Raw genomic sequence first — 25408 nt, 5'->3', positions numbered from 1 at the left:
AGACCCATAATGACTATTAATGCCGTGAAAACCCATCGTGAACTTCTGACCGACCGCACTCCCGGCCATGGCATGCCGGGTGATTTATTTGGTCGCCCGGATATTTTTGAAACCGACGTCGACATCTTTTTCACCAAACATTGGATTCTGGTGGGGGTCACCAGCGACATTCCCGAACCCGGTGATGTCTCCACCCTCGACATCGGCAAATCCTCCATCCTGCTGGTGCGCGACGATGACGAGCACGTGCAGGCATTCCGCAATGTCTGCCGTCACCGCGGGGCTCGCTTGAAACAGGCTGGCAAGTCGACGGTGGGCATGCTGGTCTGCCCCTACCACCAATGGAGCTACGACCTGGATGGCAGCCTGAAACATGCGGCGCACATGGGCAAGGATTTCGACTCCAAATGCAAAAGCCTGATACCTGTGCATACCCGGGTCATCGGCACCCATGTCTTCGTCTGCCTGGGCGACGAACCACCGGAAGACATCATGTACCTTGAGCAGGTCATGACACCGCGTTTCGCCCAATACGACATTGCCCATTCCAAGATCGCCTACGAATCGGAAATCATCGAGAACGGCAATTGGAAGCTGGTCATCGAGAATAACCGCGAGTGTTATCACTGCGCCGCCACTCACCCGGAACTGACCGCATCTTTCCTGCCCGAAGATTTCGGATTCTGCACCGACGGCCTGGGGGAGGATTCTCTTCAAGCGCTGGCGGAGTATCACCAACGCAATGCAGACACCAAGGCCAACTGGGAAAGCGAAGGCTATATCTGCGATGCCGTCGAACACCTGGGCGAAGACGCCGTGACCCAATTTCGCTCACAGCGACTGGCCATTGCCGGCAATGGCGAATCCCAGACCCTGGACACCCGCGTAGCATGCTCCCGCCTCTTCGGTGACCTCACCCGCCGCGACTTGGGCGACATGCATCTTTGGACACATAACTCGTGGACCCATGTCATGAGCGACCACGCCGTCGTCTCCTACATCATCCCGCTGGCACCCGATAAAACCCTGGTCAGGACCAAATGGCTGGTCCATGCCGATGCCGTCGAAGGCGTCGATTACCAAGTGGATAAGCTGACTGAAGTCTGGGTCGCAACCAACCTGCAAGACGCCAATCTCGTTGGTATTACCCACAGCGGCACCCAGGACCCTTCCTACACGCCTGGACCGTTCTCGGCCTTTACCGAAACCTATGTCGACCAGTTCTCTCGCTGGTACGCGGCGCGTCTGGCCGCCCATGGCGTGTGAGGAATGAACATGACGACTTACGAAGAACTGACGCGCCCTGAAAACGTCGGCGTAGCCCAGCACTTTACCGACCCGACCACCTGGGGCACGTTTGGCGCGCAGTGGCACAGCGGAGAACAGAAAGCCCTGCAATGCTGCGCTGTGCGTCAGGAAACCCATGACGTCAAGACCTTCATTTTTCGCTGTGCAGACTTCAGCGCCCTGAGCTTCGAGCCTGGTCAGTTCATCACGATCTCGCCGGTCATTGGTGGGCAGACCATCGCTCGTTGCTACACCCTTTCGTCCTCACCGACCCGGCCTTTCGCGTTTTCCATTACCGTCAAGCGCGTGCCAGGGGGCGTGGTGTCGAACTGGCTCCACGACAACCTCAAGCCTGGCGATAGCCTGAAAGCGTCCGGCCCCGCCGGCAGCTTCACCCCGATCGGCCATCCGGCAGGTAAATTGTTGTACCTGTCGGCCGGCTCCGGCGTGACCCCCTTGATGTCGATGACTCGGGCCGCCTATGACATGGCCGCCAACCTCGACATCGTTTTTGTGCACAGCGCCCGTACGCCGGTCGACATCATCTTCCACGCGGAGCTGACGCGCATGCAGGCCGCCATGCCGGAACTTCGGGTGATCAGTATTTGCGAAGGACTTGGCGAAACAGCGCAATGGCAGCAACCCATAGGCCGACTCGATTTACCGTTGTTGAGCCAACTGGTACCGGACTACAAGGAACGGGAAATCTTTACCTGCGGCCCCCAGGGTTACATGGAAGCGGTCAAATCGCTGCTCAGGGAAGCGGCGTTCGATTTCGCCCACTATCATCAGGAAAGCTTCGACATTGCCGTACTGAATGAAGCACCGTTGATCGAGCAGGCCACTTCGCTCGACCCGCAAGCGGTGTTCACGGTGACCCTGGCGCGCTCGGGCAAGACCTTCAGCATGCCGGGCAACCAGACGGTGCTGTCTGCCGCAAAGAAAGCCGGTGCCATCGTGCCCTCCTCCTGCAGCCAGGGCGTCTGTGGTACCTGCAAGACCACCTTGGTGCAAGGTACGGTCGAGATGAATCACAACGGCGGTATCAGGCAGCGGGAAATCGACAAAGGCCTGCGTTTGCTGTGCTGCAGCAAGCCCACTTCTGACCTGGTCCTCGATCTCTAGACTCTGTACGAAAAGTCTTGAGACGAAGGTCAGGCAAGGCGAAAACAGCCGAGGAACGCCCGGGGTCGCGTCCGACTGTACTGGAGTACATGAGCATTCCGAGGCTGTTTTCAACGCAGCATGAACGAGTCTCAAGGCTTTTCGTACAGAGGCTAGACTTGCCTCACTAATTAGATAGTCACTGCACACGGGCTTCTGCACAATATCTGTGCGCCCAACACCTATAGAACAGTGACCAGCCTGATGAAACTGCAACCTTTGCCGCCGCTCAACAGTCTGGTGGCGTTCGAGTCCGCAGCCCGCCACTTGAGTTTCACCGTGGCGGCTCGCGAACTGAACGTCACACAAGGCGCCATCAGCCGCCAGGTACGATTGCTCGAAGATTACCTGGGCGCGGCGTTGTTCACCCGCACAACCCGGGAAATCAACCTCACCGCCACCGGCAGCCAGTATTACGAAAGTGTGCGCGACACCTTGCAGCAAATCGCTCAGGCCACGGCGGGCGTACGTCACTGGCAAGGTGCCCAGCAAGTCACGGTGGTCACCAGCACGGCAATGGCGTCGTTGTGGCTGCTGCCGCTTGTATCGGAGTTCCAGCGCCAGAATGAAGAAATTGACCTGCGCATCATCGCGACGGATCAAGTCAGCGATTTTTCCCGGCTGGACTGTGACCTGGCGCTTTATTACTGCAGCACGCCGCCGAAAAACATGAAAGTCACACCGCTGTTCAACGAAGAGATTTTCCCGGTATGCAGCCCCACCTATCTGGCGCAGCACCCAGGGATCGAGACGCTGGAACAGTTGGGGGGGTGCACCTGGTTGTGGCTGGAAGATCAGCACCGGGACTGGATTGGCTGGAGAGAATGGTTTCAACGCCTCGGCTACCCGGCGCCAGAACCCAGGCGCCGCATCAATATCAACAGCTACGCCATGCTGATCCAGTCAGCGCTGGCGGGCCAGGGGATCGCCCTGGCTTGGTCGGGCCTGCTGAGTAACCACTTGCAGACCGGCAACCTGGTGCGGCCGACACAAGCAATATTACGCACCGATGCGCAGTTCTGCCTGCTGGAACCCCAAGGCCGGGCCCAGAACAGACAAAGCGTCAACCGCTTCCGTCAGTGGCTGATGGCACATCTTGCCAAGACGATTGATACCTGAGAGACAGTCTTGGGTGGGCATTGAAACGCTGGCGGGCGAACTCGGCTGCGTCCAGGCAACATTTATCGGCCGTCCAACGGAGCAAACACATGCACCACCCATTCGACGAACAGCCGAACCTTTGCGCTGAGATGCCTGTTGCTCGGATAACTCACGCTCAATCGATGTCGCGGCCGACTCCAATCGTCGAGCACGGTGCACAGCCTACCTTCCCAAGCCTGCACATTTTCTATGCGAATCGCAGCCTATCGTCACCTGCTCTGACATTGATCATCGACGCCCTGCGATATCCTAATCGAGCAAGCAAAGTAAGCAGATAGCGTCCAGACGCACCTACAGAGATGCCTTCGTATGAGCAAGCCTGCCGCACGCCCTCACAAAGTTCTTATGCTTCTGACATCGGACTTCGTCACTGCCCGCTACGAAGCGCTGCGTACCCGAGCGCCCGATCTCGACATCGTCACTGAGCTTGGCCCAGGACTCGACCCCGACATTACAGCCCTTTTCGCCTTCAAGCTCCCCACTGGCATCGCGTCTCGCCTGCCTAACCTCCAGTTGGCCGCCTCGGTAGGCGCGGGGGCCGACGGAATCATTTCTGCGCCAGACCTCCCAATGCACGTCAAGGTCACTCGAGCTGTTGAGCCAGGGCTAGGCTTGAGCATGGCGCAGTTTGTGTCCTTGCAGATCCTGCGGCAGTTCCGCTCGCTGCCCAAGATGGAACAGCAGCACGCAGCGGGTGAATGGAAGCGCCTGCCGGTACCCGACGCGCGCCAAGTTACAGTCGGCATCATGGGACTTGGCTCGATCGGCGCGGTCGTGGCCGACGTAGTCGCCGCGCTGGGCTTCAGCGTCATTGGCTGGACACGCTCGGATGAGCGCGAGTCGCGCGTGCCCGTCTTCATCGGGAAGGCAGGCATGGACACATTCCTCGAGCGCTCCGATTTCCTGGTGTGCCTGCTGCCAGGTACTGCGCAGACCGCCGGGCTGCTAGGACGATCATGTCTTGAAAAACTTCCCAGAGGCAGTTTCGTAATCAACGTGGCACGCGGCGGTATCGTGGTGGAAGAGGATCTTCTGGCCTTGGTCAACGAAGGGCATTTAAGCGGTGCTGCCTTGGATGTCTTTGCGACCGAACCCTTGTCCCCGGACAGTGAGCTCTGGAGGCATGACAAGATCCTGGTTACTCCACACATCGCAGCACAACCGTCGATAGGCCCCGTAGTCGAGCAGTTCATCGAAAACCTGGACCGCCTTACCGAAGGGCAGCCGTTGCTTCACGAGGTCGACCGAAATCTCAATTACTGACGAGTTGAGTTTCGAGGCTTTCGGCTGCGACCAGGCAAATCTATCGGTCGTCGAACGGAGCAAACACATGTGCCACCCATTCGACGAACAGCCGCGTCTTTGCGCTGAGATGCCTGTTGCTCGGATAGATCACGCTCAATCGATGCCGTGGCCGACTCCAATCGTCGAGCACGGTACGCAGTTTTCCGCTCTCAAGATGCGGGGCGACCATGAACCTGAACGCCTGACCAAGGCCCACTCCACTGAGCAGCGTGCTCAAATACGCGGAGCTGTCGTTGACCCCGACCACCACCTGTCCCTGGACCAGAACCTGCTCGGCTGCCTTGCAGAACTCCAATGGGAAGGGCCTCCCGGTGAGTGATGAGAAGTAGCCCAGGATTGCATGTCCCGGCCCGCCAGTCGTCTTCTTTGCCGCTGGCCCAGGGTGCATCAACTCGGAAGGATGGATGGGAACACCGTGCACGGCAAGATACGACGGACTCGCACAGGTGACCCAGTCCAGGTCTGCGAGTCGTCGCGCGACAAGTGAGGTGTCGGCCAACTCTCCGCCGCGAATGACGCAATCGACACCCTCGCCGATCAGATCGATTGGCCGGTCACTGACACCGAGGTCGATATGGAGCTCGGGATATAGCGCGCGGAAACTTGGAAGCGCCGGAATCAGGATCATGTTCGCCAGCACCGACCCGATATCGACGCGGATGCGGCCACGCGGCTGGGCCTGTGCACGCACCATACTCTCGTCCATGTCATCAAGGTCGCCGATAAGCCGCGTCGCACGCTCGTAGTAAGCCGCCCCCTCCGAAGTCACGCTGACGCGTCGCGTCGTTCGGTGTAGCAGCTTCGTGCCGAGGTGACGCTCCAGGTCTTGCATCAGTTTGGTAACGGTCGGGCGCGGAATGTTCATCGAATCCGCGGCTTTTGAGAACGCGCCTGACTCGGCTATACGGATGAAAACGCGTAAGGCAAGCAATTGATCCATGGTCAAAAAGGGGCCGGGGGTGTAGGAAAGATGGGCGAGAATTATTCATCATCATGAATTAACAAATAGCTTTTTGCACATTTATTCACCGAAGTGAACTCTCTAAGCTCTCATCCATCGCCAGCCTCGATCACCCATAGACAGCGATACCGGGCAAGACTGACGAATCCACACCACAGATCCAGCCCCCAAGAGGACACTATGAAAACGGCTCTCCAATTGCTTCAAGCCTATCAAGACAACATCCAGGCGCCGACGTCAGCCGCGGCCTTGTTTGCCGAGGACGGCGTGCTGGAAATACCGACTGTTCATGTGCACGCGCAGGGACCTGCCGCCATTGAGCAACTGGTCGCCGACCTGCTTGTGAAGATTCCGGACTTCCGGTTCAAGGATTTCAAGGTTTGGATCGACACGCCCGACAAGGTCTTCGGCGAATACTCGGTCGAGGCGCTGGTCGTCGGCACGGGCAAGGTCTATCGGCAAACCTATGCAGGCTTGCTCATCGCAGAGGGCGGGAAAATCAAACTGCTCAGGGAAGCGCTGGACACAGCTGCCGGAGCGCGGGCATTCAGCATGGACTGAGAGTCAGTGCGGCGGCCGTCCCGATGGCCGGGCGACGCAACGAGCGGCTGTGGCTTGGGCACGTCTGGCGTTGACTCGACCGGGTTTCATAGCGGCTACAGGGCCGAGCCGGTGCGTGCTGTTGATGGCAACCCCGGTTGGTAGACCCGTCCCAATTCTTCAATGCCTTGATGAATGTGAACCAGGGTTTGGTGAGGGACGGGGATATCAAGCCACGCGGCCACCGGTCGAAACCTCTTCCATTCGCGCGATCATTTCCTCCTGCAGATCAGAAGGTGTAAACCTTATTCAGGACGCGACACCCTATAAATTCCTGAGCCCCGCTGGTGTTTCGATACAGGAAACCAAGCGTGACGCTTCAATGCTATCGCATCGATGAAGCCGAACTGGCCCGGAAAAATTCATGGCATCAAGCAGGTGGCTGATCCTCTCTGGCGCAGGATGGAAAATATCGAGCATCTGCAATGAGCAACCTTTATCTTCAAGCATCGCTGCAGGGTGCGCCGACTGTCCCCATTGAATCAGGCTGGGGGCGGCTCCCCCCAAAGGCAATCCACCGTCCGCCAAAATCGTAATATCCCAGCACAACTCACCTCGGCTCATCGGCTGTACCTGGCCGACGACTTCCGCGAACATCGAGCCAAGCGATTTCAGGCTGTCGGTTCCAGCAACCCAATGGGCCAACCGAGGAGACGCGTTGTCTGGTAACCCGTCCAGGGCGAACCAGCGAGGCCGCCCTACAGGCGCGGCCGCCGGGTTGATCGCGATCACTTCCAGATAGAAACTCGTCCCCAGTCGCAGCAGCTTGTTGTGGGTTCCCATAAGCGAATGACAGCCGCCTTGTTGAAGCTCCACACCCAATCGTTGACTCGCAAAGCGCTCACCCGCCTCCAACGTAGGCGCCACGACGACTAAATGGTCCAGTGATGTCTGCATGACGGCTCCTAAATCCCTGCCCGCAATTCACGTGGCGACAGACCATAGTGTGAGCGAAAGCGCACGGCAAAACGTGAGGCCGAGGCGTAACCGCAGGCCGCAGCAATTTCCCCGATAGGGCGAGACGTTGTTTGCAACCCTTGCAACGCCGTCGCCAGTCGAACGCTCTCCAGGATATTCCTGAAACTGTCCCCCTCATTCGCCAATTGGCGACGCAACGTCGACTCCCCCAGGTTCAGGCGTTGTGCAATGGTCGCAACTGTCCAGTCTTTCTCCGGACTGCCCATGACGATCTGCTGCACACGTTCGCGAATTGGATCGTTGCGCCCCATCAGCAGAGGTCCGACCTGGCCACCCAGGCACAGACTCAGAAGAACCGCTTCCCCGTAGAGCGCGCGTAATGCGTCCGGGGAGTTCGCATGGATAGAGGCCAACAATTGATCCCATGCCTGTGTTGTGTGCCTGTCCAGAGGGACGCATAGATCAGTCTTCAGTTCACCATGACGGCTCATGATCTGCTGGCTATATCGGGTGCTGAAGTTACGCAATGTCGAGACGGGAAAGGTTACCGCATCGGCGACGTAGTGACCGTGAAGTCCGGGGAAGTTCGAGATACCCAGCTCGCGTCCGGCCGGCATCAGGATCAGATGTTGCGGCCCGGCACGCATCTCCCGATCATCCCATTGCAACAGCTTCTCCCCTTGTCGCACTCGACACAAGGTGGTCACGAACACCGGCACCCTTGGCAGGGTCAATGGCTGTCGCGCCCGTATGACACACGCATCGATAATGTTTTCCCGGTGCTGTATGCCGTCACAAGGGCGCATCGTTCTTAACGTCCGTAAGTTGAAGTAATGGTCGCTTTGGCAAGGGCGTTGGCATTGAGCATGTACCCTACCAAGGCACCGCTGGCCTCGCTGTCGAGTGGTAGCTTATCCACTTTCAACGCCCATACGGTGAATTGATATCGATGGGGTTTATCCCCTACAGGTGGGCAAGCCCCGCCAAATCCCGGCTGGCCAAAATCGGTTCGCCCTTGTACTGCACCGGCAGGCAGGTTCGCCCCCACTCCTCTTGGCAAGCTATTGGTGGAAGTCGGCAGGTTAACCACCGTCCAATGCCACCAACCGCTACCGGTCGGTGCATCGGGATCATAGACCGTGATCGCATAGCTTTTAGTACCTGCGGGAGCGTTTGCCCAGGAAAGCTCGGGAGAAGTGTTGCCACCTTCGCAACCGAAGCCTTGGAACACTTCGCGTTTGGTCAGCGGACGGTTGTCAGCGATATCCTGGCTGGTCAGTGAGAAGTCGGCGGCATATCCACTGAATGCTACTGCCATGGAAAGTGCAGGCAGGACTGATCTGATGTTCATCGCGGCTCCATCTGAGTCTTAGAGTGAAGCTCGATTCTAGGTTGAACGAAGAGTGGCTACTGTGCCGAAATGCTCGATAAGAGTGCCGAAATGCTCTTTTTTGTTTGGGAAGCGATCCCCTGGCTTCCGTGGGCGATTTCGCCTCTAACCCACAGTTGTGCTCAACCTCAACACTACCCGTTTCGCGCCGCGCAAACGCCAGTCGCCCTCGCCGCAGTGAGTTCCGCCCAGATACCACGGCCATCGGTCTAAACTGCGTGTGTAAGTGGTACTACTCCCCTCCGCGCTTTTGGTAGCAGGCGCTTTTGGACAATTGACGCTTCTGGTCAGCCCTCGCAACACTTCACGCCGCTCACAATAATAATTACTGCCGGGCGCCTAGGCGTGCGGATGAGACAAGGAGTTCTTAAATGCTTGGTTACTATGCGCAATACAGCAAGGAATACATCACAACCCTGATGGTGGTGACTACCCTCTTCTTTGCCTTGCCCATCTTTTTCGCCCCGCTCCAATGGGCCCGGCTTATGCGCTGGAGCGTCCCCGAACACGAACATCTGGCTATCTATTTCGGCCGTTGCCTCGGTGCATTCATCCTTGTCGTTGAAGTAGCGATGTTGCGTTCAGCCACCACCGGCACCAGTTTCAGTTATGCCTTCGATATTCTTTTCGTGGTCTTCACGCTGATGTTCTTCGTGCATGTCTACGGCGCAATCAAACAGATCCAGCCTATTACCGAAACGCTCGAAATCGGTTTCTGGGTGATCCTCTTCGTACTCAATATTCTGTTCTACCCAGCCGCCAGCATCACGCTGTAAAACCTTCACTGGCCCGCGACCGGAAGTTTGCTGGTCGCCGCTCAACCCTATTGAAAGTCAGCATTGCCTGGCGCCTTCGCGTCGGCGGCCCCGTGTCCGCCGGACGCTCCGCCATGGTCGTTCAGCAACGCGATGACCACTGTCACCTACACCGCTGACTTTCTACTCTGCTCACTGCCTTGATGAGACATCACAATAGGACCTAGGATCGCAAAGGCAAGAACAGACATGAAAAGGAGAATCAGCCCCATGAGCCCGAACCTTGCCGATCTTTATAGCGACTACATCGCCTGCCTGAATGCACAGGACTGGGAAAACCTGGGCCATTTTGTGCACCCGGATGTGGTTCACAACGCGAAACCATTAGGGTTGCACGGCTATCGAAGCATGCTGGAAGCCGATTATCGGGCCATTCCCGACTTGCGCTTTGCGATTGCATTCCTGGTGATCGACCCACCTAAGTTGGCAGCTCGCCTGGCCTTCAATTGCGCACCGGTTGGGGAATTCCTGGGCCTGGCGGTGAATGGGACACGCATCTCGTTCGCCGAAAACATCTTCTATGCGTTCGAGGGCGGCAGGATCCGCGAGGTCTGGTCGGTCATCGATAAGACAGCGATCGAAGCTCAGCTCCGATCAGCTTAGCCTCAGCTCTTCAACCAGGCCCTGTCGCAGCCGTCCTGATGGTCGAGATCAGCCAGCGCTACTCGTCGGCACTCTTCATATGAAAAATCGTGTACGGCAGGATCAGCGTATCGGCGACGAAGCTGAACGGCAGGTCGATGACTGCAAACGGAGTCAGGGCACTCATGGCCCCAGCGTTGTCGTCAGCCGCGCCTTTGATGATCTCCAGATCGACAGTAACGCCGCAGTAAGGATGGAGGCCACACATGTGCCCGTAACTGGAGCTTTCGTTGACAGTCGCGCACCCTGTCAGCAGCGCCATGGTCAAAACCGTTAGCATCAACCGCATGATGTACCCTCACCCCTGGAAGGGCGAGACTGTAGCACTGAAACCGGCCCACCTCTCATTGTTGCTACGGAAGATTTTGCAGCGCGTCGTCTACAGCGCGGGACGTTGCGACTTTTCCCACTCCTCGCCGTGGCCGTCCTCTGCGAATGGGTAATCACTCCAGCATGGATCAACCGAAATCGCCACCCGCAAAGGCCTGCAGACTTGCTAAACAGATGAATATCGTTGATGGCGAGAACGATTGATCAAAAACGCGAGGGCCCACGCTTCACCCTACAAATCTCAGGCACAAAAAAAAGCCACTCATCTGAGTGGCTTTTTTCTGAATCTTGGAGCGGGAAACGAGACTCGAACTCGCGACCCCGACCTTGGCAAGGTCGTGCTCTACCAACTGAGCTATTCCCGCGTCTTGGTGTGGCGCATTCTATAGATTCAGATTACGCCGTCAACCCTTTGATTCAAAAAAGTTTTATTTCTTCTCTACATCCGTCCGCAGATGCGGCCAGGCGGCGCGCAGGTACTGGACCATCGACCACAGCGTCAGGCCGGCGGAAATCAGCAGCAATGCATAGCCCAGCAGCACCCAGAAGCTGAAGTCCGAGGGGTTGGCCAGGAGGATGACCAGGGCGAGCATCTGCGCGGCGGTTTTCCATTTGCCGAGGTTCGACACGGCGACCTGGGCGCGGGCGCCCAGCTCGGCCATCCACTCGCGGAGTGCCGAGACGACGATCTCACGACCGATGATCACTGCCGCCGGCAAGGTCAGCCAGAGGTTGCCGTGTTCCTGCACCAGCAGCACCAGGGCCACGGCGACCATCAGCTTGTCGGCCACCGGATCGAGGAACGCGCCGAACGGTGTGCTCTGCTCCAGACGGCGGGCCAGGTAACCGTCCAGCCAGTCCGTTGCGGCGGCGATGGCGAAGACCGAAGCGGAGGCCATGTAGCTCCAGTGGTACGGCAAATAGAACAACAGTATGAAGATCGGAATGAGCAGGACGCGTAGAACGGTAAGCAGATTTGGGATATTCATCGGCACAACTGGCTGCGAGGTTGACGGGCATTCTACTCGCTATGCAGGTTTGCATAAATCGACTCTGCGAGCTTTTTACTGATACCAGGGGCTTTGGCGATCTCTTCGATGCTGGCACGAGACAGCTCCTGCAATCCACCGAAATGTTTCAACAGGTCCCGTCGCCGGGTCGGGCCGACCCCTGCCACGCCTTCCAGGGTGGAGGTGCGGCGAGTCTTGCCACGGCGGGCACGGTGGCCGGTAATGGCGAAGCGGTGGGCTTCGTCGCGAATCTGCTGGATCAGGTGCAACGCCGGAGAGTCCCCTTTCAGGGTGAATTCATGGGCCGCATCGTTCAGGTACAGGGTCTCGAAACCAGCCTTGCGCGTAGCGCCCTTGGCGACGCCCAGCAGGATCAGGTCGGGAACCATCAACTCATTGAGCACGTCGCGAGCCATGGACAACTGGCCTTTACCGCCGTCCACCAGCAGGATGTCCGGGAGTTTGCCCTCCCCGTCCTTCAGCTTGCCGAAGCGTCGCATCAGGGCCTGGTGCATCGCCGCGTAGTCATCGCCGGCGGTCACACCTTCGATGTTATAGCGACGGTAATCGGACTTGATCGGGCCTTCCGGGCCGAACACCACGCAGGACGCCACGGTGGCCTCGCCGCTGGAGTGGCTGATGTCGTAGCACTCCAGCCGCTGCGGTGGTTCGTCCAGGTTGAGGACATCGGCCAGTGCATCGAACCGAGCCGCGACGTGCTGGCGGTTAGCCAAGCGCGCACCCAGGGCCTGTTCGGCATTGGTGACCGCCAGTTGTTGCCAGCGTGCGCGGGTGCCGCGCACGCGATGGCTGATGGTCAGCTCGCGACCGCGAAGCGTATGAATGGCTTCAATCAGGGTCGGGAAATCCTCGTGGACCACGTTGACGATCAATTCGCTCGGCAGGTCGCGCTCCGGACTGCTGACGTAGTATTGGCCGAGAAACGCCGACATGACCTCGGCCACATCTTCCTCGATACCCACCTGGGGGAAGAAGTTCTTGCTGCCGAGCACGCGGCCGCCCCGCACGCTGATCAGATGCACGCATGCACCGCCCGGGTTGATGAACGACGCGATCACATCGACGTCGCCGCTGCCGCCCTCCATGCTCTGCTGGTCCTGAACGCGGCGCAGCAGACCGATCTGGTCGCGCAGCTCGGCGGCCTTTTCGAATTCCAGATTGATCGCCGCCTCTTCCATCGCGCTCGACAACTCGTCGGTCAGCGCATTGCTGCGACCTTCCAGGAACATCACCGAGTGACGCACGTCCTCGGCATAGACTTCGGGCTCGACGAATCCCACGCAAGGCGCCTTGCAGCGTTTGATCTGGTATTGCAAGCAGGGTCGGGTGCGGTTCTTGTAATAGCTGTCTTCACACTGGCGCACGAAAAAGGTCTTCTGCAGCAGGCTCAGGCTTTCACGAATCGCACCGGCGCTGGGATAAGGACCGAAATAACGACCCTTGGCCTTTTTCGCGCCACGGTGGATGCTCAGGCGCGGGAACGCCCCGTCGGACAGGAACACGTAGGGGTAGGATTTATCGTCCCGCAGCAGGATGTTGTACGGCGGCCGCCATTCCTTGATCAGCGTCTGTTCAAGCAGCAGCGCTTCGGTTTCGTTGGCGGTGATGGTGGTTTCGATCTGCGCGATGCGCCCCACCAACGCGGCGGTCTTGGGGGCCAGGCCGGTCTTGCGAAAGTAGCTGGCCAGGCGCTTCTTGAGATTCTTGGCCTTGCCCACGTACAGCAGGCGCGCATCTCCGTCGAACATGCGGTACACGCCGGGGCGGCCACTGCATGTGGACAGGAAAGCACTGGGATCAAACGGTTCGGTCATTATCAGGCGCTGGCATCGACCATGCCGTGACGCACTGCCAGCAGTGTCAACTCGACATCACTGCTGATCGAAAGCTTCTCGAAGATACGGTAACGGTAGGTGTTGACGGTTTTCGGAGACAGGCACAGTTTATCGGAGATGATCTGGACTTTCTGGCAACCGACGATCATCAGGGCAATCTGGATTTCCCGCTCCGACAACGCGTCGAAGGGCGATTCGTTGGTCGGCTGGAATGATTTGATCGCCAACTGCTGGGCGATCTGCGGGCTGATGTAGCGCTGCCCGGCGAACACCAGGCGGATGGCCTGGACCATTTCGTTCAAACCGGCACCCTTGGTGAGGTAACCCGCCGCCCCCGCCTGCAACAACCGGGTCGGGAACGGGTCTTCCTCACAGACGGTCACCGCGACCACCTTGATATCCGGGTGACTGCGCAGCAGTTTGCGCGTGGCCTCAAGACCGCCGATGCCAGGCATCTTCACGTCCATGAGTACCACGTCGGGTTTCAATTCACGTGCCTTGATCAGGGATTCTTCCCCGGATTCGGCCTGACCAACCACCTGCAGACCGTCGATGTCAGCCAGCATTCGTGTAATGCCCGTACGAACGAGATCATGGTCATCGACCACTAACACCCTAATCAAGCAGACACCTCACCATTTGGTCTTATATGGACTGCCTCACACCTTAGCAAAAAGCTTCCGACAGACCTAGCGCCAAGAGGCATTAAAAAGTTACAGCGAATCTTCCCGGATGCGCTATCCAAGGCCTCAGGCATCGGCGTCTCGCTGCATCCTCAGGAAACATTCATCCTCGCCCGCGACGTATAACCCCATGCGCTCGTAGAGCTTCCTGGCCGGGTTGTCCTTGAACACCGTCAGACGCAACGCCGGCCGCCGCTCCGACGCGACCATGCCCCATGCCTGTCCGATCGCCCAGGTACCGGCGCCCTGCCCGCGGAACGCCTGATCGATCTGTAACTCCCGGATGTACAACGCCCGGGCATCCCGACTGAGGCTGACAAAACCCAGTACCTGCTCCCCGCCACAGATGACCCAGTTCTGACGAATGATCCACGCCAGGTCGAACGCCTCGTCCTGCCAGAGCAAATCATGGCGCAGGTAATACGGCAGCATATTGGTGCAGGTCAGTTGCCGGGCGAAATCGATATCTGCGGTCGTGGCCGCACGCCACTGGAAACTCATGGGTACCTCGTCAAAGTGCTGTCAACGGTAAGACCTGTCCGGCCCAACCAGTGACGTCGTGACGAGCGATGACCAACACATCGCCCCTACCCGGCGCCATAGCAATCAGCGAGCCGTCGGGCCTCCAGACCGCGCTATTACCAGCCGACACCCAGCCTCCCGTAACGCCACCATGATTGGCCATCAGAATCGCCATGGCGTGTTGCCTGGCATAACCTTGCAACAATGTCGTATCCGCTACGTAGCCACCCTCACTGATCAGCACCCCTGCCGCATAGAGCGTAGCGCCTCGCCCCGCTGCCGAGGCGGCGTGGGAAGCATGGGAAAAGTCCGCGCATACCGCTAACGCGATGTGGTCGCTCCCTATTTCCAGCATCGAACCGCCATGCCCCGGAGAGAAGACACTTTCTTCTCCGGGGTGCAGATGTTGCTTGCTGTAGACCCCGAGGGATCCATCAGCACCGAATACCAAAGCACCGATCAGAACCGGCGCGCTTGTTGCCAGACGAATGGGCATACCGACCACTGTGGTCAGACCCAACTCTCGCGCCAGCTCACGCAGCGGCTGCAACATGCTGTCGTCGGGCAGAATAGCCAGCTCCGCCGCCAGGTCCCGCTCATACCCCGTCAAAGACAGCTCGGGGAATACCAATAGCTGAACGCTCTGTTCAGCGGCAACCCGCATGAAACGCTGGTGGCGGATGAGATTGGCACGGACATCCCCAGCGATGGAAATCGACTGGGCAGCGGCGAAAGTTGAAGGAGTCATATTTCAATCATGGATGTGGGTCTACAGAAAGTGTGTCATAAAGTTCGTCAGACTCAACCCATTACAAACAGTGCATCAGAGCTATAGAACATTCTTATTGAACCGGCGCCCCGGGGTCGAGTAAGCTCAGAACCATTCATCGGAGACAGACCATGTTCAACGCCCTCTCACCGCTTCAACCCGTCAGCGCTCCGCGCTCGGTTGCGGCTGTCCGGGCGAACGGTGTTGCTGCTCCGGTCAACTTTTATTTTGGGTATTGGTTTAGCCACTGGCGCGCCTGATACCCAACCGGCGCCCACTTTAAACGGGTCGCCTTCCAGAGTTCATAAACCCCCGGTCGGCCTCCCGACCGGGGGTTTTGTTTTTTCAGCCCTGTACGTTTGCAACACCAACAACTTTGAGGATAGAGCCATGAACTACGCCACTTATTACCGTTACGACTTTTGCGCCTGGCGATTTACCAGCCTCCGCTCGGGACAGCCTGCCGCCTCCGATCGGTCACCTATCGGTGGCATGCAAACACTTGAGGCCAGTACGGCCAACTGTCGAACACCCCACTAGGGCCGGCGCGGGAAGAACCCGCTGCCCGCCCAGGAAGCCAGATCATGAATTCGTCCGTCTCCGCTTTGCCGCTGTCCACGCTCACCCCTGCCAATGAAGCCCTGACCCTGCGTCTGCCCAGCTCGTTGCAGCTCAAGCACCAATTGCCGCTCAGCCACGCGTTGAGCCAACAAGTCGACGCCCATCGCCAGGCCATCCGCGCAATCCTCGACGGTGAGGACGCTCGCCTGCTGGTCATCGTGGGCCCCTGCTCCCTCCACGATCCGAAATCCGCCCTCGAATATGCCGCCAACCTCGCTCGCCTGGCCCACGAAGTGAGCGACCGTATGCTGCTGGTGATGCGCGCCTACGTGGAAAAGCCCCGCACGACGGTGGGCTGGAAAGGCCTGGCCTACGATCCCGACCTGGATGGCAGCGATGACATGGCCGCCGGCCTGACCCTGTCCCGGGAACTGATGCGTGAAATGCTGCAGCTGGGCCTGCCCGTCGCCACCGAACTGCTGCAACCCATGGCCGCCAACTACTTCGACGACCTGCTCAGCTGGGTCGCCATCGGCGCGCGCACTACCGAATCGCAGATCCACCGGGAAATGGCCAGCGGCCTGGGCATGCCGGTCGGCTTCAAGAACGGCACCGACGGCGGCGTCGGGATCGCCTGCGACGCCATGCGCTCCGCCGCCCATCCCCACCGGCATTTCGGCGTCGACAGCCAGGGGCATCCTGCAATCATCCAGACCCAGGGCAATCCCGACACTCACCTGGTGCTGCGGGGTGGACACCGCGGCCCGAACTACGACCGCCAGAGCGTCGCGCAGATACACAGCGACCTGAGCCGTCTGAAAATACCGGCCCGGATCATGGTGGATTGCAGTCACGCCAACAGCGGTAAGGATCCCTCGCGCCAGCCAGAGGTATTCAATGACGTGCTGGCGCAGCGGCTGCAAGGGAACCGATCGTTGATCGGCATGATGATCGAGAGCCACCTGTTCGAAGGCTGCCAGCCCATCAGCCCGTCAATGCGCTACGGCGTATCGGTGACCGACGGGTGTCTGGGCTGGGCATCCACCGAGCAACTGCTGCGCCAGGCCCATCGTCAGTTGCTATCGGCCAACTGAGCTTCGTGCGCGCCCTCCTTAGGGAGGGCGCTCCTGGAGCGCACATGCACCTCGACCCCGGCGAAAGGCTGACTCACATCGTCCAGGCGCTCGACCTGATAGCGAACGCGCACCGATCTGCCTTGTTGACTCTGCCAATAGTCCGCCGGGACCACGAAGGTCATCGGCTGACCGACGTTGGCCGGGACGATTTCGCGCTCGCCGACATAGGCATAGCTGCCATCGCATTGCAGCCAGACCAACTCGCCAATCTCGAATCCGCCAGTCTCGATGATCACCTTCACTCCCTTCTCCTGCTCATCGACATCCAGTTCCCCCTCCTTCAGACCCAGGATCCGAGGCGCCTTCAGCGGCGGGCGGACCAGGGGGCCGATATGCAGCGACAAGGACTCGGCACGGCGCACGGAATGCCCGCGTCTGACGACGTAGGAAAGGTCCAGGTGATGCCCCAGATGCGGGGCGATCAGCGCATGATCTATCCAGAACGAGACCTCGCGACCGACGGCATGGGCTTCGATGTCCAGCACGTCACGCCAGAGTGCCCTGGAGTCCCTGCTGCCGATCAGGATCAGCCGGTCCCCGACAGCCATTCTTGAATAGGGCCGAATGACCACGCAGGTGCCCTCGGGGAGACGCTTCGGATCAAGACTGCCGCCCACCGCATCGGTGGCAATGGCCGGCAACAGTTGCGGCGCTACGTCACCGATCACCAGTTGCAGGGCCTCCGAATGCATGGGCGCCGGAAGTCGTTTACCGGTGACTTGATAAAAGATCTCCAGCGAGCCGCCGTCCAGCTCGGCAATGTGGGGTTCGCGCACGACGAACGTGACGTCCCGGTCGACTTGTCGCTCCGTGATGGACCTGCGTATTTCATGCCGGTACGGCTCGCCGTCCGAATTGAGCCCGTACCAGAACAGAAGGACCTCATCGCCGCACGTCATCAACGGATAGGGTTTGAGGGTGATAGCGACCTTGCTCCAGGCCGGGTTGATCACCCCGCCTTTTGCCGCCGCCAGGATGGGGGCCCGGAATTTCGTCCGAGCGCTAAGCCGGGCTCGCCGGCCAAATGGGTCAGTGGTCATGTATGGATTCCAGTCCTTGGATGAGGACGCCATCTCCCTTTAACGGCGCCCGATAGAGCCATTAGAACCTGCTCCTCGCAAACCCGCAGTCAGACAAGACGACAGCGCGGGTGGTCCCTTGCACTTGAGACTGTAGCTGCATGCAACAGGGTCTATCAGACGCATCCCGAAACCAAACACATCATTCGGCCACTTTTCTGATTCTTCCTGCCTTCTCTAGTCCGTTTTCGGTCGGCCATAGCGGTTTCTTCCTACACCTCGGCGCAGAAGCCTGCATTACAGTGGTGTCGCAAATTCAACATGAACCTCTTCGAAAAAGGTACGAACATGCAACGGAATGCAACCACTCAATTTCCTATCCTGTTGGTACATGGTTTGTTCGGGTTTGACAGGGTCGCTGGCTCCGAACTGTTCCAAGGCATCAAGCAGGCACTGCGCACCGCCGGCGCCCGGGTATTCATTCCCTACCTGTCGGCCACCTACACCAACGAGGCTCGCGGTGAAGACTTACTGGCCCAGATTGATCGGGTCCTGAGCGGCACCGGGGCCACCCGGGTGAACCTGATCGGGCATGGCCAAGGTGCATTGGCGTCCCGTTACGCCGCCGCACTGGAACCCACGAAGGTCGCCTCGGTGACGTCGGTCAGCGGCCCCAACCACGGCTCCGAACTGGCCGACTTCCTGCGCAAGGCCCTCACGCCCGGGCGCCTGCCGGAGCATGTCGCCGGTAGAGTCGCCACGTTGTTCGTCGACTTCATTTCATTGCTGAGCGGCCAGGCACACCTCCCCCACAACGCCATCGCCGCACTGGCGGCCCTGACCACCGAAGGCGTAGGCGCGTTCAACGACAAATACCCGCAAGGCTTGCCCAGGAGCTGGGGGAGCAAGGGGCCGGAGCTGGTCAACGGCGTGCGCTACTACTCCTGGAGCGGCACGCTGCAGGACATACCTGGCGATGCCCTGCGGACAACGCACCCCTTCCAAGTGTTCTGCCGGGCCTTTTCCGAATACTTCATCACCGAAGCCGGGCAGAACGACGGCCTGGTGGGTCGCTTCAGCTCGCACCTGGGCAAGGTCATCCGCTCCGACTATCCGATGGATCATATGCAGGCCATCGATCAACCGTCCGGGTGCGCGTACAAGGGGACAACCCCGCTGGAACTCTACGTGCGGCACGCCGAACGCCTGCGCAAAGCGGGCCTGTGATCGGCGGGTTCAAGGTTCTGACGCATTTTTGACAACAACCCTTCAACGATTCCGGTAGGCTCACACCCTTTAAATCCATTGAAAGGAATGTCCCATGGCCAAAGCCACTGCCCGCCACATCCTGGTTTCCAGCGAAGACAAGTGCAACGAACTCAAGGCCCAGATCGAAGCCGGTGCCGATTTCGCCGAAGTCGCGAAGGCCAACTCGTCATGCCCGTCCAGCCGTCAGGGCGGCGACCTGGGTTCGTTCGGCCCAGGCCAGATGGTCAAGGAGTTCGACACCGTCGTGTTCAGCGCGCCGATCAACGTGGTGCAGGGTCCGGTCAAGACCCAGTTCGGTTATCACCTGCTGGAAGTGACCAGCCGCCAGGACTGAGGGTGACGGTGGCGAGGGGGCTTGCTCCCCCGCCACCTTAGCTCCTCGCCACCACTCCTTGACCACCGGGCTGGCGATCAACGCGCCGCTCGCGTACAAATCGTGGTCATCGATCACCCGGCTTTAAGGCTGACAATGCGACTGGCGTTTTCCTCACTGTTCTTGACTGCCGCGCTCCTGCTGACAGGCGCCGCCGGCGTGTCTGCCGCACCGCAACATGCCCTGACCGTCTATGGCGAACCGGCCAAATACCCTGAAGGCTTCAGCCATTTCGCCTATGCCAATCCCCAGGCCCCCAAAGGTGGCACCCTGCGCCGTTCGGCCATCGAGATCGGCCAGTTCGACCACGTGCTGCCCTACATCGACAAAGGCATCGGGGTCAGCCAGATCGACGGCATGCTGTATTCACCCCTGGCCCAACGCTCCCTGGATGAGCCCTACACAGTCTACGGCCTGGTTGCCCAAAGCATGGAACGCGCGGACGACGGCCTGTCCCTGCGCTTTTACCTGAACCCCAAGGCCCGCTTCGCCGACGGCAAGCCCATAACCGCCGAAGACGTGCGCTACAGCTTCGAGCTGCTGATGACCCAGGGCAGCCTGCGCTATCGCACCCAATTCGCGGCCGTCAAAGGCGTCGAAGTCGAAGGCGAGCGCACGGTTCGCTTCGATTTCAAGAACAACGAAAACCGCACCTTGCCCCTGGACATCGCCACCCTGCCGGTGCTTCCCGAGCATTGGTGGAAAACCCGCGACTTTGCCAGCGGCGGTGGCTATGAAGCGCCGCTGGGCAGTGGGCCGTACCGGGTCGGCAAGGTTGACTCCGGGCGCAGCATCACCTTCGAGCGCAACGCCGACTGGTGGGGCAAGGACCTGCCGGTCAGCCGCGGGCTCTACAACTTCGATCATTTCAGCATCGAGTATTTCGGCGACACCGACGTGGCGCGCCAGGTGCTGCGCGGTGGCGCCTACGACTACAACCGCGAATTCTCCGCCACGGGCTTTTCCATTGGCTACGACAGCCCGGCACTGCGCGACGGGCGCCTGCAAAAAGCCCACCTGGCCACCGAAGCCCCGCAAACGGCCCAGGGCTTCGTGTTCAACCTGCAAAAGCCGCAGTTCCAGGATCGTCGCGTACGCCAGGCCCTGGCGATGCTCTGGGATTTCGAATGGAGCAACCGGCAGATGATGCGCAACCTCTACGTGCGCCAGCAGAGCTTCTTCTCCAACACCGACCTGGCCGCCCGACAATTGCCCGATGCGAGCGAGCTGGCGATCCTTGAACCGTTGCGCGGAAAAGTCCCCGACGAGGTCTTCACCCAGGTATTCCAGGCTCCGAAGACCGACGGCAGCGGCGTGATTCGCGACAAGCAATTACAAGCCCTGGCGCTGCTGGAACAGGCCGGCTGGAAACCCGAAGGCGATCGCCTGGTCAATGCCGAAGGCGAACCGCTGACTTTCACCTTCCTCAACAGCCAGAACGGCATGGACCGCCTGCTGCTGCCCTATAAACGCACCCTGGCGCAGATCGGCATCGACATGAGCATCCGTCGCATCGACCCGTCCCAGTACATCAATCGCCTGATGAGCCGTGACTACGACATGATCGTCACCGGCTACCCGGTCAGCGTCTCGCCTGGCACCGAGCTCTACAATTACTTCGGTTCGGCGGCGGCCAACGACCCGGGCGCCAACAACTACATGGCCCTGCAGAATCCCGCCGTCGATACCCTGATCGACGGGCTGGTCAAGGCCACCACCCAGGATGACATGCTTCGTCACGCCCACGCCCTGGACCGGGTGTTGCAATGGAACTACTACTGGATTCCCAACTACTACCCACCAGGCAGTTCGACCGTGTGGTGGAACCGCTTCGGCATGCCGAAGGTGCAGGCCGCCAATGACGAAGCCATCGAGAGCTGGTGGGAAGTCAGCACCACCCCCTTGACCAATGAGCAGATGACCGCCGAACGAATCAGGCGTGGCACCTCCGGAGGGCGTCACTGATGTGGGCCTATATCGCGCGTCGCCTGCTGCTGATCATTCCGACCCTGGTGATCATCCTGCTGGTGAACTTCGTCATCGTCCAGGCGGCACCGGGTGGCCCGGTGGAACAGGCCATCGCCCACCTGCAAGGCATCGGCGGCGCCACCGTCGGCAGCTCGGGCAATGCCATGACCGGCAGCTCCCGGGCCAGCCGCGGCCTGGACCCGCAACTGATCAAGGACATCGAGAAACAATACGGCTTCGACAAGCCGGCCCATGAACGCCTGTGGCTGATGCTCAGCAGCTATGCCCGCCTGGACTTCGGCAAGAGTTTCTTCCGGGGTGCCACGGTCACCGACCTGATCCTGGAAAAGATGCCGGTGACCATTTCCCTGGGGCTGTGGGCCACGCTGATCACCTACCTGGTGTCGATCCCGCTGGGCATCCGCAAGGCGGTGCATCATGGCTCGGCCTTCGATGTCTGGAGCAGCACGGCGATCATCATCGGCTACGCCATGCCGGCCTTCCTCTTCGCGATGTTCCTGATCGTGGTGTTCGCGGGCGGGACGTCGCTGAACTGGTTTCCGGTGCGCGGGCTGGTGTCGGACAACTTCGAATCGCTGTCGACCCTGGGCAAGATCACCGACTACTTCTGGCACCTGGTGCTGCCGGTCACGTCGCTGGTGATCGGCGGCTTCGCCACCCTGACCATCCTGACCAAGAACTCGTTCCTCAATGAAATTACCCGCCAATATGTGGTCACGGCGCGGGCCAAGGGCATGAGCGAACGGCGGGTGTTATACGGGCACGTGTTCCGCAACGCCATGCTGTTGGTGGTCTCGGGGATTCCCCAGGCGTTCATCAGCGTGTTCTTCGCCGGGTCGTTGCTGATCGAGGTGATCTTCTCCCTCGATGGCCTGGGCCGCATGAGCTACGAGGCGGCCGTGTCCCGGGACTATCCGGTGGTGTTCGGCTCACTGTTCATCTTCACGCTGTTCGGCCTGCTGATCAAACTCATCGGCGACCTCTGCTACACCTTGGTGGACCCGCGCATCGACTTCGCCGCGAGGAACGCCTGATGTTCAGATTCTCGCCTCTGGGCCGACGGCGCTTCGAGCGCTTCAAGAAAAACCGCCGCGGCTGGTGGTCGCTGTGGTTGTTCATCGGCCTGTTCATCCTGACCCTGGGCGGCGAGCTGATCGCCAATGACAAGCCGCTGGTGGTGAGCTATCAGGACTCGCTGTATTTCCCGGTGTTCAAGCGCCACACCGAACAGGAATTTGGCGGCCAGCTACCGTTCCAGGCCGACTACCGCAGCAGCTACGTGCAGAACCTGATCCACAAGGACGGCGGCTGGCTGCTGTTCCCGCCGATCCCGTTCAGCGACGACACCCCCAACTACGACCTCAATCAACCGGCCCCGAGCCCGCCTACCTCGGTGAACTGGCTGGGCACCGACGACCAGTCCCGGGACGTGCTGGCCCGGGTGATCTTCGGTGCCCGGGTGTCGATCCTGTTCGCCCTGGCGCTGACGACCATCAGCGCGCTGATCGGTATCGCCGCCGGCGCGTTGCAGGGTTATTACGGCGGCTGGGTGGACCTGTTGGGGCAACGCCTGCTGGAAGTCTGGTCGGGGCTGCCGGTGCTCTATCTGCTGATCATCCTCTCCGGTTTCGTCGAACCGAATTTCTGGTGGCTGCTGGGGATCATGGCGTTGTTCTCCTGGCTGGCCCTGGTGGACGTGGTCCGCGCCGAGTTCCTGCGCGGGCGCAACCTCGAATACGTCAAGGCCGCCAGGGCCCTGGGCCTGACCGACCGCAAGGTGATCGTGCGGCACATCCTGCCCAACGCGATGAACGCGACCCTGAGTTATCTGCCATTCATCCTCACCGGGGCGATCTCCACCCTCACCGCCCTGGACTTCCTCGGCTTCGGCATGCCGGCCGGCAGCGCGTCCCTGGGCGAGCTGATTGCCCAAGGCAAACAGAACCTGCAAGCACCCTGGCTGGGGCTGACGGCATTCTTCACCCTGGCCCTGATTCTTTCCCTGTTGGTGTTCATTGGCGAGGCATTGCGTGATGCATTCGATCCCAGGTCCTGATCCGGACGTGCGTGACAACCTGATCGAAATCCGCGACTTGAGCGTGGCCTTCAACGACCACGCCGTCGTGCGCAACCTGTGCCTGGACATCCGTCCCGGCGAGTGCCTGGCCCTGGTGGGCGAATCGGGCTCCGGCAAATCGGTGACGGCCCATTCGATCCTGCAACTGCTGCCACCAACCGAGAGCCGTACCACCGGCAGCATTCGCTATCGCGGCCAGGAACTGGTCGGCGCCCAGGCCAAGACCCTGCGAGAGCTGCGCGGCAATCGCATCGCGATGATCTTCCAGGAACCGATGACCTCCCTGAACCCGCTGCACAGCGTCGAAAAGCAGATCGGTGAAACCCTGATGCTGCACAAGGGCCTGGGCGGCCAAGCGGCACGTCAGCGCATCCTGGAGCTGCTGGCCCTGGTCGGCATCCAGAAGCCCGTCGAACGGCTCAAGGCCTACCCGCATCAGCTCTCCGGCGGCCAGCGTCAACGGGTGATGATTGCCATGGCCCTGGCCTGCGAACCAGAACTGTTGATCGCCGACGAACCGACCACCGCGCTGGACGTCACCGTACAACGCAAGATCCTGTTGTTGCTCAAATCCCTCCAGCAACGGCTGGGCATGTCCCTGTTGCTGATCAGCCACGACCTGAACCTGGTGCGCAGCATCGCCCAGCGGGTGTGCGTGATGAAGGCCGGGGAAATCGTCGAGCAGGCGCCCTGCGAAACCCTGTTCAGCGCGCCGAAGCACCCCTACAGCTGTGAACTGCTGCACGCCGAACCGGAGGGTGAAGCCCTGCCCCGGGACGAGCGCGAAGACGTGCTGCAGGTCCAGGACCTGCGGGTCAGTTTCGCCCTGGGCGGTGGGTTGTTCCGGCGCAAGGAATACCTGCGCGCCGTCGACGGCATCAGCCTGAACATCCAGCGCGGCAAGACCCTGGGCATCGTCGGCGAATCCGGCTCCGGCAAGTCCACACTCGGCCAGGCGATCCTGCGGCTGATCGAATCCGAAGGCAGCATTCGCTTCCAGGGTGAAGCCCTCGACGCGCTGTCACAGAAAGCATTGCGGCCGTGGCGCAAGCAGATGCAGGTGGTGTTCCAGGACCCGTTCGGCAGCCTCAGCCCACGGATGTCGGTGCAGCAGATCATCAGTGAAGGCCTTGAGGTCCACAGTCCGTCCAGCGCCCAGGAGTGTGAAGCCCGGGTGATCCAGGCCCTCAAGGAAGTCGGTCTCGACCCGCAGAGTCGCCATCGCTACCCCCACGAATTTTCCGGCGGCCAACGCCAGCGCATCGCCATTGCCCGGGCCCTGGTGCTGAAACCGGCCCTGATCCTGCTGGACGAGCCCACGTCGGCGCTGGATCGCACTGTGCAGAAACAAGTGGTCGCCCTGCTCCGCCAGCTCCAGGAAAAGCACGGCCTGACCTACCTGTTCATCAGCCATGACCTGGCGGTGGTGCGCGCCCTGGCCCACGACATGATCGTGATCAAGGACGGTAAAGTGGTTGAACAAGGGGCGAGCCATGAGCTGTTCGAGTCGCCACGCCACCCCTATACCCGAGAGCTGCTGGCGGCGGCTCATCCCGCATAACTCGCGGGCC

Annotated in this window: 25 protein-coding genes and 1 tRNA gene; 14 read left to right on the top strand and 12 right to left on the bottom strand. The window is 60.1% G+C overall.

Going from position 1 to position 25408, the window contains the following annotated elements:
* Positions 1–9: 9 nt before the first annotated feature.
* From FGE05_RS04920 to FGE05_RS04905, 4 genes are all read left to right on the top strand, one after another.
* Positions 10–1266, top strand: coding sequence for an SRPBCC family protein (locus FGE05_RS04920; protein WP_139642026.1), 1257 nt, complete (start codon positions 10–12; stop codon positions 1264–1266).
* A gap of 9 nt (positions 1267–1275) precedes the next feature.
* The gene (locus FGE05_RS04915) at positions 1276–2412 is read left to right on the top strand and encodes a hybrid-cluster NAD(P)-dependent oxidoreductase (protein ID WP_139642022.1); all 1137 of its coding nucleotides are present in this window, start codon (positions 1276–1278) and stop codon (positions 2410–2412) included.
* A 243-nt stretch (positions 2413–2655) separates the two neighbouring features.
* Positions 2656–3570, top strand: a complete 915-nt coding sequence (locus tag FGE05_RS04910) for a LysR substrate-binding domain-containing protein (protein WP_139642021.1) — start codon at positions 2656–2658, stop codon at positions 3568–3570.
* A gap of 351 nt (positions 3571–3921) precedes the next feature.
* Positions 3922–4875, top strand: coding sequence for a glyoxylate/hydroxypyruvate reductase A (locus tag FGE05_RS04905; protein WP_218938864.1), 954 nt, complete (start codon positions 3922–3924; stop codon positions 4873–4875).
* A 40-nt stretch (positions 4876–4915) separates the two neighbouring features.
* On the opposite strand, the gene FGE05_RS04900 is transcribed toward FGE05_RS04905, so the two are convergent.
* Positions 4916–5857, bottom strand: a complete 942-nt coding sequence (locus FGE05_RS04900; protein WP_139642019.1) for a LysR substrate-binding domain-containing protein — start codon at positions 5855–5857, stop codon at positions 4916–4918.
* A gap of 201 nt (positions 5858–6058) precedes the next feature.
* Between FGE05_RS04900 and FGE05_RS04895 the strand changes: the two genes are divergently transcribed.
* Positions 6059–6439 (top strand): nuclear transport factor 2 family protein, encoded by a 381-nt coding sequence (locus tag FGE05_RS04895; protein ID WP_024776544.1) that lies wholly within the window; start codon positions 6059–6061, stop codon positions 6437–6439.
* A 303-nt stretch (positions 6440–6742) separates the two neighbouring features.
* Here FGE05_RS04895 and FGE05_RS04890 read toward each other — a convergent pair whose 3' ends face one another.
* Genes FGE05_RS04890 through FGE05_RS04880 form a run of 3 tightly spaced genes read right to left on the bottom strand, consistent with a single transcriptional unit; the run spans position 6743 to position 8747 of the window.
* Complete coding sequence (locus FGE05_RS04890) at positions 6743–7375, bottom strand: VOC family protein (RefSeq protein WP_139642017.1); 633 nt, start codon at positions 7373–7375, stop codon at positions 6743–6745.
* Between the two features lie 8 nt (positions 7376–7383).
* On the bottom strand, positions 7384–8202 hold the full coding sequence (locus tag FGE05_RS04885) for a helix-turn-helix transcriptional regulator (protein ID WP_024776542.1): 819 nt from the start codon (positions 8200–8202) through the stop codon (positions 7384–7386).
* Positions 8203–8207: 5 nt separating this feature from the next.
* Positions 8208–8747 carry a kinase inhibitor gene (locus FGE05_RS04880; protein WP_069018530.1) on the bottom strand — a complete coding sequence of 180 codons (540 nt, stop codon included), beginning with the start codon at positions 8745–8747 and terminating at the stop codon, positions 8208–8210.
* 410 nt (positions 8748–9157) lie between these two features.
* Here FGE05_RS04880 and FGE05_RS04875 point away from each other — a divergent pair, with 410 nt between their 5' ends.
* Both FGE05_RS04875 and FGE05_RS04870 read left to right on the top strand, forming a co-directional pair.
* On the top strand, positions 9158–9562 hold the full coding sequence (locus tag FGE05_RS04875) for a hypothetical protein (protein WP_139642015.1): 405 nt from the start codon (positions 9158–9160) through the stop codon (positions 9560–9562).
* Positions 9563–9811: 249 nt separating this feature from the next.
* Positions 9812–10204 carry an ester cyclase gene (locus tag FGE05_RS04870; protein ID WP_139642014.1) on the top strand — a complete coding sequence of 131 codons (393 nt, stop codon included), beginning with the start codon at positions 9812–9814 and terminating at the stop codon, positions 10202–10204.
* Positions 10205–10262: 58 nt separating this feature from the next.
* On the opposite strand, the gene FGE05_RS04865 is transcribed toward FGE05_RS04870, so the two are convergent.
* The 7 genes from FGE05_RS04865 to FGE05_RS04835 form a co-directional block, all read right to left on the bottom strand.
* The gene (locus tag FGE05_RS04865; RefSeq protein ID WP_241802178.1) at positions 10263–10505 is read right to left on the bottom strand and encodes a YceK/YidQ family lipoprotein; all 243 of its coding nucleotides are present in this window, start codon (positions 10503–10505) and stop codon (positions 10263–10265) included.
* Positions 10506–10862: 357 nt separating this feature from the next.
* A tRNA-Gly gene (locus FGE05_RS04860) sits at positions 10863–10938 on the bottom strand.
* Between the two features lie 63 nt (positions 10939–11001).
* Positions 11002–11562, bottom strand: coding sequence for a CDP-diacylglycerol--glycerol-3-phosphate 3-phosphatidyltransferase (gene pgsA, locus FGE05_RS04855; protein ID WP_139642010.1), 561 nt, complete (start codon positions 11560–11562; stop codon positions 11002–11004).
* 32 nt (positions 11563–11594) lie between these two features.
* A complete protein-coding gene (uvrC, locus tag FGE05_RS04850; RefSeq protein ID WP_139642008.1) occupies positions 11595–13418 on the bottom strand; it encodes an excinuclease ABC subunit UvrC in 1824 nt (607 codons plus the stop codon).
* Between the two features lie 2 nt (positions 13419–13420).
* Positions 13421–14062, bottom strand: a complete 642-nt coding sequence (gene uvrY / locus FGE05_RS04845; protein ID WP_024781217.1) for a UvrY/SirA/GacA family response regulator transcription factor — start codon at positions 14060–14062, stop codon at positions 13421–13423.
* Between the two features lie 126 nt (positions 14063–14188).
* On the bottom strand, positions 14189–14623 hold the full coding sequence (locus FGE05_RS04840; protein ID WP_139642006.1) for an N-acetyltransferase: 435 nt from the start codon (positions 14621–14623) through the stop codon (positions 14189–14191).
* A 10-nt stretch (positions 14624–14633) separates the two neighbouring features.
* Positions 14634–15392: a carbon-nitrogen hydrolase family protein gene (locus FGE05_RS04835; protein WP_139642004.1), complete on the bottom strand. Its 759-nt coding sequence runs from the start codon at positions 15390–15392 to the stop codon at positions 14634–14636.
* Positions 15393–15997: 605 nt separating this feature from the next.
* Here FGE05_RS04835 and FGE05_RS04830 point away from each other — a divergent pair.
* Positions 15998–17068, top strand: a complete 1071-nt coding sequence (locus FGE05_RS04830; protein ID WP_139642002.1) for a 3-deoxy-7-phosphoheptulonate synthase — start codon at positions 15998–16000, stop codon at positions 17066–17068.
* Here FGE05_RS04830 and FGE05_RS04825 read toward each other — a convergent pair.
* The gene (locus tag FGE05_RS04825; protein ID WP_257225586.1) at positions 17047–18150 is read right to left on the bottom strand and encodes a hypothetical protein; all 1104 of its coding nucleotides are present in this window, start codon (positions 18148–18150) and stop codon (positions 17047–17049) included. The genes FGE05_RS04830 and FGE05_RS04825 overlap by 22 nt on opposite strands.
* Positions 18151–18477: 327 nt before the next feature.
* On the opposite strand from FGE05_RS04825, the gene FGE05_RS04820 reads away from it, so the two are divergent.
* The 6 genes from FGE05_RS04820 (at position 18478) to FGE05_RS04795 (ending at position 25398) form a co-directional block, all read left to right on the top strand.
* Entirely contained in the window at positions 18478–19356 is an 879-nt protein-coding gene (locus FGE05_RS04820) for a triacylglycerol lipase (RefSeq protein ID WP_139642000.1), read from the top strand.
* Positions 19357–19450: 94 nt separating this feature from the next.
* Positions 19451–19732: a peptidylprolyl isomerase gene (locus FGE05_RS04815; protein ID WP_016774509.1), complete on the top strand. Its 282-nt coding sequence runs from the start codon at positions 19451–19453 to the stop codon at positions 19730–19732.
* A 135-nt stretch (positions 19733–19867) separates the two neighbouring features.
* A complete protein-coding gene (locus tag FGE05_RS04810; protein WP_139641998.1) occupies positions 19868–21736 on the top strand; it encodes an extracellular solute-binding protein in 1869 nt (622 codons plus the stop codon).
* Positions 21736–22794, top strand: coding sequence for a microcin C ABC transporter permease YejB (locus tag FGE05_RS04805; RefSeq protein ID WP_139641996.1), 1059 nt, complete (start codon positions 21736–21738; stop codon positions 22792–22794). Before FGE05_RS04810 ends, FGE05_RS04805 begins: the two co-directional genes overlap by 1 nt.
* Entirely contained in the window at positions 22794–23816 is a 1023-nt protein-coding gene (locus FGE05_RS04800) for an ABC transporter permease (protein WP_139641994.1), read from the top strand. The genes FGE05_RS04805 and FGE05_RS04800 overlap by 1 nt, the downstream gene beginning before the upstream one ends.
* Before the next feature lie 7 nt (positions 23817–23823).
* Positions 23824–25398, top strand: coding sequence for an ABC transporter ATP-binding protein (locus FGE05_RS04795; RefSeq protein WP_139642509.1), 1575 nt, complete (start codon positions 23824–23826; stop codon positions 25396–25398).
* Positions 25399–25408 lie beyond the last annotated feature (10 nt).

This window comes from Pseudomonas sp. ICMP22404 (assembly GCF_006227205.1).
Lineage (GTDB): Bacteria > Pseudomonadota > Gammaproteobacteria > Pseudomonadales > Pseudomonadaceae > Aquipseudomonas.
Note: the sequence above shows the minus strand (reverse complement) of the source record. Positions and strands in the feature narration are given on the sequence as shown.

What these genes read in the sequence shown, in the direction of transcription:
- FGE05_RS04920 (WP_139642026.1), top strand. Translation starts at nt 10, where the DNA reads ATGACTATTAATGCCGTGAAAACCCATCGTGAACTTCTGACCGACCGC.
- FGE05_RS04810 (WP_139641998.1), top strand. Translation starts at nt 19,868, where the DNA reads ATGCGACTGGCGTTTTCCTCACTGTTCTTGACTGCCGCGCTCCTGCTG.
- FGE05_RS04875 (WP_139642015.1), top strand. Translation starts at nt 9,158, where the DNA reads ATGCTTGGTTACTATGCGCAATACAGCAAGGAATACATCACAACCCTG.
- FGE05_RS04800 (WP_139641994.1), top strand. Translation starts at nt 22,794, where the DNA reads ATGTTCAGATTCTCGCCTCTGGGCCGACGGCGCTTCGAGCGCTTCAAG.
- FGE05_RS04865 (WP_241802178.1), bottom strand. Translation starts at nt 10,505, where the DNA reads ATGGCGCTGCTGACAGGGTGCGCGACTGTCAACGAAAGCTCCAGTTAC.
- FGE05_RS04815 (WP_016774509.1), top strand. Translation starts at nt 19,451, where the DNA reads ATGGCCAAAGCCACTGCCCGCCACATCCTGGTTTCCAGCGAAGACAAG.
- pgsA (WP_139642010.1), bottom strand. Translation starts at nt 11,562, where the DNA reads ATGAATATCCCAAATCTGCTTACCGTTCTACGCGTCCTGCTCATTCCG.
- FGE05_RS04915 (WP_139642022.1), top strand. Translation starts at nt 1,276, where the DNA reads ATGACGACTTACGAAGAACTGACGCGCCCTGAAAACGTCGGCGTAGCC.
- FGE05_RS04840 (WP_139642006.1), bottom strand. Translation starts at nt 14,623, where the DNA reads ATGAGTTTCCAGTGGCGTGCGGCCACGACCGCAGATATCGATTTCGCC.
- FGE05_RS04835 (WP_139642004.1), bottom strand. Translation starts at nt 15,392, where the DNA reads ATGACTCCTTCAACTTTCGCCGCTGCCCAGTCGATTTCCATCGCTGGG.
- uvrC (WP_139642008.1), bottom strand. Translation starts at nt 13,418, where the DNA reads ATGACCGAACCGTTTGATCCCAGTGCTTTCCTGTCCACATGCAGTGGC.
- FGE05_RS04895 (WP_024776544.1), top strand. Translation starts at nt 6,059, where the DNA reads ATGAAAACGGCTCTCCAATTGCTTCAAGCCTATCAAGACAACATCCAG.
- FGE05_RS04805 (WP_139641996.1), top strand. Translation starts at nt 21,736, where the DNA reads ATGTGGGCCTATATCGCGCGTCGCCTGCTGCTGATCATTCCGACCCTG.
- FGE05_RS04825 (WP_257225586.1), bottom strand. Translation starts at nt 18,150, where the DNA reads ATGACCACTGACCCATTTGGCCGGCGAGCCCGGCTTAGCGCTCGGACG.
- FGE05_RS04870 (WP_139642014.1), top strand. Translation starts at nt 9,812, where the DNA reads ATGAGCCCGAACCTTGCCGATCTTTATAGCGACTACATCGCCTGCCTG.
- FGE05_RS04820 (WP_139642000.1), top strand. Translation starts at nt 18,478, where the DNA reads ATGCAACGGAATGCAACCACTCAATTTCCTATCCTGTTGGTACATGGT.
- FGE05_RS04880 (WP_069018530.1), bottom strand. Translation starts at nt 8,747, where the DNA reads ATGAACATCAGATCAGTCCTGCCTGCACTTTCCATGGCAGTAGCATTC.
- FGE05_RS04910 (WP_139642021.1), top strand. Translation starts at nt 2,656, where the DNA reads ATGAAACTGCAACCTTTGCCGCCGCTCAACAGTCTGGTGGCGTTCGAG.
- FGE05_RS04890 (WP_139642017.1), bottom strand. Translation starts at nt 7,375, where the DNA reads ATGCAGACATCACTGGACCATTTAGTCGTCGTGGCGCCTACGTTGGAG.
- FGE05_RS04900 (WP_139642019.1), bottom strand. Translation starts at nt 5,857, where the DNA reads ATGGATCAATTGCTTGCCTTACGCGTTTTCATCCGTATAGCCGAGTCA.
- FGE05_RS04885 (WP_024776542.1), bottom strand. Translation starts at nt 8,202, where the DNA reads ATGCGCCCTTGTGACGGCATACAGCACCGGGAAAACATTATCGATGCG.
- FGE05_RS04830 (WP_139642002.1), top strand. Translation starts at nt 15,998, where the DNA reads ATGAATTCGTCCGTCTCCGCTTTGCCGCTGTCCACGCTCACCCCTGCC.
- FGE05_RS04905 (WP_218938864.1), top strand. Translation starts at nt 3,922, where the DNA reads ATGAGCAAGCCTGCCGCACGCCCTCACAAAGTTCTTATGCTTCTGACA.